This is a genomic window from uncultured Kocuria sp. (genome assembly GCF_947500125.1).
Classification (GTDB): Bacteria; Actinomycetota; Actinomycetes; order Actinomycetales; family Micrococcaceae; genus Kocuria.
This window is the reverse complement of the sequence record NZ_CANMRA010000025.1, coordinates 1-11,575: the sequence shown is the minus strand read 5'-3', so window position 1 is coordinate 11,575 and position 11,575 is coordinate 1. Positions and strand designations below refer to the sequence as shown.

At 62.3% G+C, this 11,575-nt stretch carries 13 protein-coding genes; 5 read left to right on the top strand and 8 right to left on the bottom strand.

Features of this window, described 5'->3' with window-relative positions:
* Positions 1-63: 63 nt before the first annotated feature.
* The 5 genes from Q0817_RS15005 to Q0817_RS14985 form a co-directional block, all read right to left on the bottom strand.
* Positions 64-2,157 (bottom strand): DEAD/DEAH box helicase family protein, encoded by a 2,094-nt coding sequence (locus Q0817_RS15005; RefSeq protein ID WP_144836715.1) that lies wholly within the window; start codon positions 2,155-2,157, stop codon positions 64-66.
* Positions 2,154-2,756 carry a hypothetical protein gene (locus Q0817_RS15000; RefSeq protein WP_144836713.1) on the bottom strand — a complete coding sequence of 201 codons (603 nt, stop codon included), beginning with the start codon at positions 2,754-2,756 and terminating at the stop codon, positions 2,154-2,156. Before Q0817_RS15000 ends, Q0817_RS15005 begins: the two co-directional genes overlap by 4 nt.
* A gap of 3 nt (positions 2,757-2,759) precedes the next feature.
* Entirely contained in the window at positions 2,760-4,103 is a 1,344-nt protein-coding gene (locus Q0817_RS14995) for a site-specific DNA-methyltransferase (protein WP_222129286.1), read from the bottom strand.
* Positions 4,104-4,221: 118 nt separating this feature from the next.
* On the bottom strand, positions 4,222-4,602 hold the full coding sequence (locus tag Q0817_RS14990) for a hypothetical protein (RefSeq protein ID WP_144836711.1): 381 nt from the start codon (positions 4,600-4,602) through the stop codon (positions 4,222-4,224).
* Positions 4,602-5,396, bottom strand: a complete 795-nt coding sequence (locus Q0817_RS14985; protein WP_144836709.1) for a ParA family protein — start codon at positions 5,394-5,396, stop codon at positions 4,602-4,604. The genes Q0817_RS14990 and Q0817_RS14985 overlap by 1 nt, the downstream gene beginning before the upstream one ends.
* A gap of 501 nt (positions 5,397-5,897) precedes the next feature.
* Between Q0817_RS14985 and Q0817_RS14980 the strand changes: the two genes are divergently transcribed.
* The 5 genes from Q0817_RS14980 (at position 5,898) to Q0817_RS14960 (ending at position 9,024) form a co-directional block, all read left to right on the top strand.
* Complete coding sequence (locus Q0817_RS14980) at positions 5,898-6,266, top strand: 2-dehydropantoate 2-reductase N-terminal domain-containing protein (RefSeq protein WP_260987176.1); 369 nt, start codon at positions 5,898-5,900, stop codon at positions 6,264-6,266.
* Between the two features lie 14 nt (positions 6,267-6,280).
* Entirely contained in the window at positions 6,281-6,451 is a 171-nt protein-coding gene (locus Q0817_RS14975; RefSeq protein ID WP_260987175.1) for a hypothetical protein, read from the top strand.
* A 36-nt stretch (positions 6,452-6,487) separates the two neighbouring features.
* Positions 6,488-6,811: a ketopantoate reductase family protein gene (locus Q0817_RS14970; RefSeq protein WP_260987174.1), complete on the top strand. Its 324-nt coding sequence runs from the start codon at positions 6,488-6,490 to the stop codon at positions 6,809-6,811.
* 1,390 nt (positions 6,812-8,201) lie between these two features.
* A complete protein-coding gene (locus Q0817_RS14965) occupies positions 8,202-8,399 on the top strand; it encodes an antitoxin VbhA family protein (RefSeq protein ID WP_144836707.1) in 198 nt (65 codons plus the stop codon).
* Positions 8,392-9,024 (top strand): Fic family protein, encoded by a 633-nt coding sequence (locus tag Q0817_RS14960; protein WP_298589894.1) that lies wholly within the window; start codon positions 8,392-8,394, stop codon positions 9,022-9,024. Before Q0817_RS14965 ends, Q0817_RS14960 begins: the two co-directional genes overlap by 8 nt.
* Before the next feature lie 81 nt (positions 9,025-9,105).
* On the opposite strand, the gene Q0817_RS14955 is transcribed toward Q0817_RS14960, so the two are convergent.
* From Q0817_RS14955 to Q0817_RS14945, 3 genes are all read right to left on the bottom strand, one after another.
* A complete protein-coding gene (locus tag Q0817_RS14955; protein ID WP_298589892.1) occupies positions 9,106-10,728 on the bottom strand; it encodes a replication initiation protein in 1,623 nt (540 codons plus the stop codon).
* A gap of 163 nt (positions 10,729-10,891) precedes the next feature.
* Positions 10,892-11,107 carry a hypothetical protein gene (locus Q0817_RS14950; protein ID WP_144836704.1) on the bottom strand — a complete coding sequence of 72 codons (216 nt, stop codon included), beginning with the start codon at positions 11,105-11,107 and terminating at the stop codon, positions 10,892-10,894.
* A 57-nt stretch (positions 11,108-11,164) separates the two neighbouring features.
* Positions 11,165-11,575, bottom strand: a 411-nt coding sequence (locus tag Q0817_RS14945; RefSeq protein WP_298589884.1) for a hypothetical protein, incomplete at its 5' end; no start/stop codon positions are given.

Here is an 11,575-nt window from a genome sequence, read left to right as displayed (position 1 = left end):
ACTCCTATTACAAGGGTGCTTCGCGTATAAAGTACCGAGCGGTGCGTCTGAGACCCAGCGGTGCTAATCGTCCTCATCCCCGGAACCGAGGTACCCATAGAGTGCCTCAAGATCACCACCGAGGCTGACAACTAACCGCTCTAGCGGATCGCGCGCGTTGCTGTTAAGTGCACTCTGGGCGAAGTTGCCGGCGCGGGCGAGTTCTCCTTGCAGCAGCGCCATCCCCGATGCGTCGCCGAGGCTCTCAGGCTGGAGTATGGCGTCGTAGATGATCGCCAAGCTCTTCCCATCAGCTTTGCGCAGCACACGCCCCCGACGCTGGATGAACTCGCGAGGGTTTTTTGACGAGGCCAAGATCAGGGCGTGATCAGCATTGGGTATGTCTACGCCCTCGTCCAAGCATTTGATCGAGACGACCACGCCGCCGTTCTCGTTGAAATACCTCAGTGTGGCGTCTTTGTCACCCGGCATATCGGAGTAGTACTCATACGCGTCGATGCCGGAGGAGCGAAGCTTACCTGTGATTTCTTGAAGCTGGTGCTTGTTGTCGCAGTAGACCAACCAGCGCTGGCCAGGCTCGTAGTTCTTGCTCACGACTGAGTGGGCTAGCGGTGTCTTGGCAGCGGCCGTTTTCGCGATGCGGGCGCGCTGCGTCGCTAGCACCTTCACCCGGCCCATCAGGTTGCTGCTCGCCCCGTCGTTGGAGTTGTGGGCCTGCGCGACGAGTCTGCCAATCTTCTTGCTCAGCTCGTCCCAGTCCTCTTGCTCCTGTGCATTTAGTCGCACCAGCTGCGGGTAGTAGAGGTAGTCACAGAGGGTTCCCACATTTAAAGCGTCCTTCAGCGTGTAAGTGTCGATGACCCCACCGAAGTAGTTGTAGATGGCTGTAGTGCCTTCGGGGTCGCCCGCGCGTTCAGGGGTCGCTGACAGGCCAAGACGTGCTGCCGCGTCGATCTCCAGGACGCTGCGATACGACGGCGCGCCTAACCTATGTACCTCATCACCCACAAGCAGCAGATTCCTCGCGCGGGACGCCTGCTTCACGAATGCCTGCTGAGCGGCGGTGGGCGCCAGCGCAACGACGACCCGTTCTGAAGCCGGCTGCGTCAACCAGTTGCGCAGTCGAGTCTTCCATGTGGTTTCGCCGTCGCCGCACAGATGGACCCGCCGCCCCGTGTCTTCAAGCTGCTTCTCCCATTGGCGGGCCACCAGACGGGAGGGAGCAACAACCAGTGCTGGCCCGTCGTGATTGGTGATGGCGGTGATCCCAGTGACTGTCTTACCGGAACCGGTCGCATGGGCAAGGATGCCACGCTTACCGTGTTTCTCCCAAGCATCCAGGCCTCGAAGCTGCTGCTCTAGAAGTGGCCGACCGTCTGGCGCAGAACGGATCACTAGGTCTTGTTCAGCTTCAGTGGTGATTTCAGCTGCGAACTCCCGCCAGTCGATGCCGTCTGCTTGGGTGTCGAGCCAGTGACGGAATGAGCTTGGGAGGGCAAGAACTTCTACGCCCGCACTCTCGCCAGCCCAGAGACGTTCGAACCGTTCCGCGGATCGTTGGACCCTGATGTTGTCGTTGCGGCCTGTCCAACTGGTCCACGCGTCAAAGGACTCGACGTTGCCGTCCGAGGCGATGCCGAAGCGTGTCTCGTTCAGGGAGCCACGGAAACCGATCCGCTGTCCCCCGGCATCGGTGAACAGGCCGACCTTATCGTGAAACATGCGACGGTCGTGGAGGGCGGCACCGGCTACCCGCGCTAGGCGGACATCCAGGATGCTCTCTGAAATCAGTGCAGCGAGAGCAAGAGCAGGCTTTCGTAGCTGATCACTCCCCAGCAGTGCGCCAAACTCAGCTCGCAATACGGCAGCCAGGGACTCATCGTCGCGAGCTTCGTAGCCGCGTTCGATGCCTAGTGCATCACGCTCCGTGATCCGCGGCGAGCAAAGGATGCGCAGCTTCCCGCCTCGGTCAACAAATCCAGGAAGCGCTTTCCAATACAATGTGAGGGCGCTGCTAGCGAAGAAGCCGGTGATGCGGTCGTACGTGATGGCCTCACTCAAGGCCTGCAGGTAGAACCCATTGAGAATGTCATCCCTGTCGCTGGCGTATTCAGGTTCGGGGGTCCAGCCAGAGTTGCCCCAACCGTCCGCACTCATGAGGTATGCCTCTCAATCGATAGCTGCCAACGCAGCTCAAGTGCGTCGGGCAGAGTGTCTGGCCGACAGGCAACGACAGTTTCCATCATGTCAGTCCCACGAAGCTTCCTCTTCTGTTGGGCAGTCCCTGTCGATAGCGCTTCAAAGAGTGTGTCCTCCAGGACTTGTACGCCCTTGGAGTGCGGGATGCCGTCGCCGACATCGTGAGCGTCCGCGTCCCACAAAGCGAAAATTTCCAGGCTCGGCTCATAGCCTGCCAGGATGACAAATGCATCATCGGTCGTGTCGAAGTGTCGGCCCTGTTTCGGCAAAATAATCTGAATTCTGTAGGCGCCCTGCTGACGTTCCGAAGGATGCGTCGTCATCGTGTACATGTACACCCGGAGGAGCGGCGGCAGGGAGGCAACCGAGTGCAGATCAAACGGCTTTTTGTCCGTACCAAAAGTAGGATCCGGCGCGCATTGCTCGACGAGAGCAGCGGCGAAGGTTTGGTTCGCAAGGCGAGTACCTTCGCTAGCTCTTGATCGCGTCACCATAAGCGCCGGTTTGCCCGAGTAATCTGCGAACAGCGGCAACGTGTCCGCTTCCTGTCCGACCATGGGCTACTCCACCGAGGCCGCAAGCTCGTCTACCTCCACCAAGAACTTAGTCGTGTCGTAATAGGCATCGAAGTCTTCAAGCAAGGCGCGTCCCAGCTCGCTACGTTTTTTCGCCTGAGAAAGATCGCGCTTTGCTGCGCGCATGGTTGCAGACCGAGCTGCCAAGTCCTCCTCCGCCCGCGCCAAGGCTGCGTCCGCGATCTCCACAAGATCGGTGGGACCTACGATCAGAACCTCACGGCTTGCATCCTTGGCTTTCTTGCGCCGACCCTTGGCCTCCAAATGATCCTCAACGGCAATCGCCAACGCCTCCTCGGCTGCCGCCACAGCCTTATCCGCGTCCTCTTCGAGAGTTTTCGCCATCGTGGCAAGGAGCGACCGACCTTCCTCCGGAAGGGACACCGTCCTCAATTTTGCCTCGTCGTACAGCTTCCCGGCATCCTGCGGAGCCAGACCGGGAAGGAACCGCATGATGGAAAGGGCGGCATAGTCCCGGCTCAGCTCGAACGAATACCAACGTCGTCCAAGCCGTTCAGCGACCATTCCTGTCGTATTCGACCCAGAGAAAATGTCCACGACAAGGTCCCCGGGATTCGTGAGAAACTCAATAAAGAACTTAGGCAGGTTGGCTGGGAAACGCGCAGGGTGCGACTTGATGCCGAGTGCGCGGCATTTCTTCAAGTAAGCCGAGCTTGAGTCAGTGTTGGGGATCTGCAGAAGGTTTGACGGAATGGCGCCGCCGTTGTTCGTACCGAAGTGCTTGGAGATGGAGTGCTCGCTTGGGCGCAGAGTCGCCTTGTAATACTTCTCCGGATCCTTGAGCAGACGCTGCATATTCTTCGAGTATGGCAGCAGAACCTGGTTCACATCAGCCTGCGGCCACTCCGTCTTCGAGAACCACCATACGGTGTTGACGGCATCCTTGACACGAATACGCCGCTTATTCACCCATTCAAGAGGGCTAGGCAGCTTCGCCGGGTTGTACCAAAAAAATTCTTCGGCAAGATGGTACTCAAGTTCGTCGACGAACTTAAGTAGTACGCGATACGGATAGAGGGACCTCGTTGGGCTGCCTTGGCGGTAGGCATTACCGAGGTCAATGACAAGACTCCCCGTCGGCTTCAGGACGCGCTTGGCAGCTTGGCCAAACTGTGCGAGCCAGTCGACATACGCTTCCTGATTTTCGTTGCCGTAGGCCTTCTTCCGCTGAAGGGCGAAAGGAGGACTGGTCACGATTAGGTCCACGGTTTCGTCATCCAGAGCTCCTAGTAGCTCCAAGGAATCCCCATGCATCTGAGTTCCCCGGGGGGTGACGTAGACCTTTTGGTCGTCCGTGAAGTTGGTCAATTGTTTCCTCGCTATAGGTGTACCCGTCCAAGTGGGTCTCACGATTGACATCGTCCAGCGCCGACTTGCTTCGGGCGGAACAGGACAGCACAAGCCGTCCAGCTGCCTAATCTGGGAATCAGCGCCCCATGGGACGGCCTTGGGGCAGCCCTCGGGCACCGACTCCGGGGAAGGGATGCCCCCCGTTGTACTTGGCCTCCAGCCGCTGCACCTCAACCATCACGGCGTTGTTGATGAAGTCCGAAAGCGACCGGGTGCCCTCAGCCACCTGGGTGTGCAGGATGGCCCCGCGCACCCGGGCGGTGTCGGCCGGGTCCTGGTAGAAGGAGACCTTCGGCGGGTACTTGCTCTTCTTCTCGGGCGCAGGAGCCGCTGGCGGCCCTTCTGCTGTCGGAGTAGCTGGGGCCTGGGGTGCAGAGTCGGCTGGGGCCGCTTCAGCCGGCGGGGTGACCGGGGTGCTTCCGGCCAGGCTGGACTTGCGCGGTGCGGGCCGGCCCATCAGCGGATTCCTTCCAGGGTGATGAGGTAGTCGGCATAGATGCTGGCCAGCAAGGCCGCTTCACTGGTGCCCCACTCGTCCAGGCCCCGGGCGGCCTCGGTCGCATCGGCGATCGCGGCGCGCTTGGGCACCGGCGGAGTCAGTACCGTCAAGGACCGCGCTGTGGCGGCCTCTTGAAGCTCCTGGCGCCAATGGCGACCGGCCACTGTGTGCTCCTCGTGCTGATTGACGATGATCCCGGCCACGGACAGCTCCGGGCTGTAGTAGCGGCGCACATTGTCGATGGTGGTCAGCAGGTGGGCTAGCCCGTTGGCGCTCCACAGCTTCGACTGGGTGACCACCACCGCTGCATCGGCGGCAGTAAGCCCATTGATGGTCAGTTGATCCAAGCTAGGGGCGCAGTCAATGAGAATTAGGTCGTAGTCTGCGGCGACTTTGGCGAGAGCCTCCCGCAACCGGCCCTCTCGTCCGGCCCCGGCGACCACGAGCTCGTCACGGACGAACCCGAGGGTCTCCCCCGTGGTGGGCAGCACGTCCAGGCCCTCCCACACCCCGGGCACGATCACGTCCCGGGCGGTTTCCTCGGCCCGGGAGCTGAGCACATCCGCCACTCCCACCTGATCCTCCGGTACGGACTCAGCCGCGGCGACACTGGTCAGGTTGCCCTGCGGGTCAAGGTCGACCACCAGCACCCGTTGACCGGCAGTGATAGCAGCCCGAGCGAGGTGGAAGGTGGTCGTGGATTTACCCACGCCGCCCTTCTGGTTACACAGGGCGAGAATGCGCGTCGTCATAGATAGAACCTCCAATAGAGGTAACAGTACTGTTAGAGGCAGTCTGTCGTCCACTTGCTCACGTGCCTATCCGAGGCTCATCCGGCCAATTTCTGTTGTACGACTCACCGATGCTTCACAACCGCCGGCACGCTCATACTGCTGTTCCATACCGTCTGGTGAAGGACTGTTTGGAGAAGTGAGCTGGCTCCATCCTTGAAGTCCTACATGGCGCGCTTACCCAAAGATGCTCTTCCCTGCCGGGCGTCATGGCTGCCACAGCAGACGGATCAACACTTGCCATCCCGCCGTGGTCCCAGTCATGCCGACCAAACGCATTTCCCCAAGCCCCGAACCTAGAAATAACCACTAAAAGTACTATTAGGGGTAAAGGATGCCAGGTGCGTTCCACCAGACCTGTACCGGGTCTTAATCTCCGTACACTCGCAAGGACGAGAAGTCACTCGTCTGGGAACGGATCGATGGAACCTTTCCCTAGGCGAGATTGGAAGGATTGAACCGATGAGGATCCTGATCGCTGGAGCTGGTGCCACTGGCGGGTACTTCGGGGCCAGGCTGATCCAAGCGGGCCGCAACGTCACCTTCCTGGTCCGCCCCCGGCTCGCCGAGCAGCTTCGGGACGGGTTGCGCCTGAACGGGCCCGGTGGCAAGGAGACCGTCCCAGTAGCCACGGTCACCACCAAGGACCTGAAAGGCACCTATGACCTGGTTGTCGTGGCGGTCAAGGCCGGCGCCCTGCCCACCGTGATCGACCAGATCGCCCCCGCGTTGGGCGAGGAGACAATGATTCTGCCCTTCCTCAATGGCATGGCGCACCTGACGGCGCTCACCAACCGTTTCAGAGCGGCCCAGGTGCTGGGGGGATCGTGAAGGTGGTCGCCACCGTGAGCGAAGACGGGGCGATCCACCAGATGCACCCGATCGCCACCCTGACCCTCGGGCCGCAGTCCGGGTCGGTCACCGACCGGATCCGCCGCATCCACCAAGAGCTGTCTGTGCCCGGGATCGAAGCCACGATCTCCGAGGACGTACTGGCCGCCATGTGGCACAAGTGAGCATTCATCACCACCGCCGGGGTCATCACCTGCCTGATGCGCGCCCCGGTCGGGAACATCGTGGCCGTTCCTGACGGGGAACAGTTCGTCCGCGACGTCATCGCCGAGGTGGAGCAAGTCACCGTGGCCTCCGGCCACCCGATGCCCCGGCCTGAGCAGGACGCCATGATGGTCACGCTGACCGCACCGGGCTCGGGCTTCACCTCCTCCCTCTACCGCGACGTCACCGCCGGGCTGCCCTACGAAGGCGAGCACATACTCGGAGCCTTCGTCACCACCGCTGTCGAGCTCAGGGTGGATATCCCTCTCACCGCCTTGGCCCTCCTCCAGCTACGAGCTCACGACCACGCCACCGTCTGACACAGTTCCAGGGCGAATCCTTTGCGACAGATGGAGGTTGTTATCGCTGGGAACCCCTCTGTACTTTCTGTTTCTCGACCCCGAAGGCGCCGGCCAGGCCTACCTTACAGATGGAGAGCGTACAAAATTACCACTAATAACTCTTTTACTAGTTTTAGTACTATTCACAGCATAAGCTTCCCATGTCCCTCTGCTGAAGTCGCCTCGGTGCGGGCCCCACCACGGCATGGAATACCTACCGCAACTGCCTGGCAACAAGGGGCCCGATCAAGGCATGACGGAGGGGACCGGCACGCCGTCGCCAATGCCCTGCCTACTACTGCAGGTACTAATAGTCCTATTCCCAGCAAAGCCACTAAGAGAGGAGTTAGCAAGCTTGTGCGCTTCAACACTTAGGCTCGCTGACGCGTCACATCCTGTGGTGTGCCGATGGAGACCGCCGGAACCCTCTTTTTGCAACCAGAGTCCTTCTCATTTCGCCGGGGCCGACCACGAGCATCCCGCCGCTTTGTCCTATGTCGGGCCCAGGATCCAGAAGGATCCACGCCCCTGACCTTCCTGGTCGTGCTAGACCTGCATTCACGACTTCCCCCTTCCTCGCCGGGGTCGCCCAAAATCAGGTCAACTGCTGCCTCTCTGGCGCGCCGAGGGGGAGCCCCGCCGACCCCCTTCACCTGCGCGATATGAGGGATTTCCAGTCTCAAAACACCGCCGCACATTTACGACACCAAATACCTTGACGTACCTCTCTATGGCAAGTCTCCGTGACATGCACCTTTTGACACATCGACTGACAAGCCGATCTCTAACTGTATTAGTACTAATACTGTCAATAGTGCTATTGGCTAAAGTGCAAAGTTCTTCCATGTCACACACCGAGGGCCAGGGGACTCGAGCCCAGCCGCTCCAGAGCGAGGCAATCCGGTGGATCGATCGTCGGCGTGGGTTTCCTTTGGCGCGAGTATGGCTGCAGTAAGACGAAGGCCGGCATGGACACTGAGCCGGATGTGCGTGGCCCTAGGCAAGTTGCCTCGGGCCAGGTATGCAGGAGGCAAAAGCGGAAAGGTTCCGTTAGTACTATTCCCACTTTTGCCAGCAATGTGTTGTGATGCTGCTGGACAAGTCAGCGGGTAGACGCTGAGGCGCCCCAAGCTTCGCCTGGGCAAGCGTTTTGGAGGCTCCTCGGGGCCGAGAAAATGTGCGGTAACCCCTCCTGTGTCTTAGGGCAGCTAGTGGTGCGCAACTCATCCCAGCCGGTGGTATAGCACTGGGAGAGATCGCCTTGGTAGTTGCTCTACGGGGCGGGGGAGGACATGGTTCCAGCCGCTGTTCAGGGGGCTTGGTAGACTAGTGCGCACAGCACGGCCCAGCACACCACCGGGGAGGTTCCATGGCACAGCAGCACATTCTGCCGCCGGCCCTTGAGGTGGACCGGGCACAGCAGGTGGCCTCCGTGGTGCACAGTGCTGCCATGGAAGGACTCCACGTCACCACAGCGACCCGGGCGGAGCTGGATCGTTTCGCCGAGGGTGGGCTCGAGGTCGAGGAGCTGGTTCGGCGCACGCGCGCCCGCTACGGCCTTGAGTGAGGCCCCAGGCCCGCACCGTGACCCTTATCTGGACCCGCACACCGGGATTCTGACTAACCTGATCGGCGCACGCACCGCCGTAGAGCTCGCCGCCGCGGAAGCCGACCTGGTGGCGGTCCGCACCCTGCAGCTGTGGCGCCATCCACCGGCGCCCACCCGAGATTTGGTTGAGCTGCAAGCCATTCACCGTCACCTGTTCCAGGACGTCTATCCCTGGGCGGGGCAGTTGCGCACCGTGGATCTGCGCAAGACGGTCCCGGGGGCGCAGCCGTTCTTGCCGGTGTCGATGATCACTCGCTCGGCCGGTTTCGTCTTCGATCAGCTCCGCCAGGACCGCTACCTGCAGCACTTGGATCGGGACCGGTTCATCGAACGGTTGGCCTATCACTATGACCAGGTCAACTATCTGCATCCGTTCCGGGAGGGCAACGGGCGCACCCAGCGCTTCTTCTTCGACTCAGTGGCCGTAGCCGCCGGCTGGTGGTTGGACTGGACCCAGGTCACCGGGGCACTCAACGACGCTGCGTCCCGGGCCGCAGCCGAAGACCATGACCTCGCTGCCTTGCAGGAGATGTTCGCGGTGATCCTCACTCCCGCACCTCACCACCGTCGGCCGCGTTCCTGACCGGACCAGCTAGCGGTCGGACAGGCCCGGGGACAGCGAAGTCCCTGAGAGCACTGTGGCACTGACCTTGGACGCGACGCGTCAGTGGACGATGTAGCCGGGGAACCGTGCTGACCACCGGGACTCGCCAGCGACTCGAGTGACCTCGTAGGAGACAGCGGTCAGGTGTGGGAAGCGCAGTCCGTGGAGTTTGCCGACCCGGGCCCCCACTTCAGTGACGTGCAGTTCTCGCCCACCCAGCGCAGCGCCGTGGAACGGTCCGTCCTTGACTGTCTCCCAGTAGTCGGAGGCGGTCGTGAAAGACCAGTACCCGGAGCCAGTGGGATGATCCTCCAAGTAGTCCAGAGGCACCCAGAGAGTGAGACCGCGGTGCTCAGGGAGGAGCCGATCCCGGAAGTCGGGGTCGGGTTCTCCAAGCAGGACGCCTTCGGGCCACTGGTAGGCGGGTTCACTCGTCACGGGGGCATCCTCTTCATCGGCAGGTCCGGGGGGCACTTCCACACTAGGGGAGGGCGCGGGGCACACCTTTGGGGCGGAACCAATACCTGTTGCTTGGAGAATTTCACCCTCCTCGACGGGGCTGCCAGCGGGTGTGGTGGGCTCGTTTTTCAACCAGGCCATCACGGTGCGTGTAGTACGCCCTACGGCCTCGGCGATGGCCCGGTAGGTCGCCCCCGCCGCCCGCAACTGCACCGCTAGAGCCCGCAGCTGCCCCACACGGCGGGTGCGGGCCTGGCGGGCCTGGGCGGCGTTGTCTGCCGCCGCACGCACCTTGGCCTCGGTCCTGGCCTTCCCGCCGCGGCGGCCCATCCGCGCTAGATACTCGTGGGCAGCATCGGAACCACTGGTGGAGGTGGGGCGTCCCTTGCCGGCGTTGACCTGACGGACGGCCGAGCGCGCCAGACAGGCGACCTCCCCATCAGCCAGAGGGTGGGGCAGCTGGGCGTTGAGCGCCCTGGCGTGGGCGATCGAGGCGGCCTCGCTGGGGGTCTGGTGGCGGGCCTGCCGCTGGTCCCACAGCCACCGGCGGGTGGCGCGGAAGACCGCGGTGTTGCGCCCCACCTCCGTGGCGGTGTCCGAGACAGAGGCTCGCGGGATACCGGACTGTCCCAGCAGGGGCGTGCCCGGGTCCCAGGATGGTGCTGCGGGCCCGTCAATAGCCTCGTCGTGGAACGGGTCGGTGTACTCGACCATGTGCGCCTTGAGATCCCCTAGGGACCATGGGCTGGCTCTGCGGCCCCACCACACGCGCCCGGCCGGGAACTGAGCGGCCGGGTTGCGCACCAGGTACCGGGTGAAGCAGGGGTCCCCGTCCACCAGGCGGTCCAGGGCCCGTTGCACCGCCTCCGCGTAGCGGATCGGGCCTGGCCGAGCGCCCTCGCCCCGGTAGACCGGTTCGATCGCCCACCCGGCCTGGGCATGACCAGTCTGGGGGTTCTCGATGATCCAGGTCGGCTCGGGCACGGCCGGGTGCATCAGGTTCAACAACGCGTCCTCGTCATCGACGTCCACGACGAGGAAGTTCAGCCAGTCGGCCGGGTTGAGCTGGATGAACGCGAAGTCACCAGCAGGCCGCCCACGGTTCGGGAACGCCTGAGACTTGGTCTGACCGCACCGGAAGTACTCGATCCGGTGGTGCGCCAGAAACCGGCGGGCCGGGGTCTCGGGGCAAAAAAGGGCAATGTCGAGTAAGGCGGGGTCCACTTGCGGACGCGCCTCAGGTACACTAGGGGACACAACGGTCCCCTGGTAATGGGTTCATATGCAGTTCTCATCCGGTTTCTGTTGAACCAGCTGTCTCGGTCGCCAAACTTGCGACAGCTGATTGACTTCGACGGTCCGCCCTGCCAGGCGGACCGTCAGTCGTTTAAGCGGTGTTCTTGAGCGGGAGTTCCGCCTCCTGCGGGTTGTCGAGCTTGTTGGTCCGCCCCGCATCGCGTTCGATCAACGCGCCAAGGTACTCCGCCATCGACAGACCCGCCCTAGCAGCAGCCTCAGCTGCAAGCCGGTGCTGGTCAGGCGTAAAGCGCGTGCTAAATGCGACCTTGCGGCCATACATCTTCGGCGCCTTGTACTCACTCATGGAGCCAGTCTTACAGACCTATTGCACAATAGCTATATTTCAGCCCGCCGCGTGTCGTCACTGAGGCAGGTCGCTGGACTGGTGGCCGACGACGTCCCACTGCCCGCTGTGCTTCTCGAGGTAGAGGACGACTTGGCGTTGGCCGGTGGCCTCGATCTGGTGGCCGTCGCGGCTGATCCACCGCCAGGTGAGGTCGTAGGCGCGGATCGCTTTGTCCTTGGCAACGTCGCGGGAGACGTCACCGACAGCCGGCACGAGGCTGGGCGCGCTGTAGGCCTGGTGCTCAGCGGGTTCCAGCCAGGCGGCCTGGTTGCCGTTGCGCTCCGGCTCGACCTGGTTATTGGCCCACTCTTGGGACATCAGCGGTTTGGCGCGGATGGCGGCGGCGGTCTGGGTGCGGTCGGTGGCGGTGTCCCAGGAGTGCAGCATCAGCGCGGCGGTTTCGGCGGTGGCCTCCACATCGGCCCG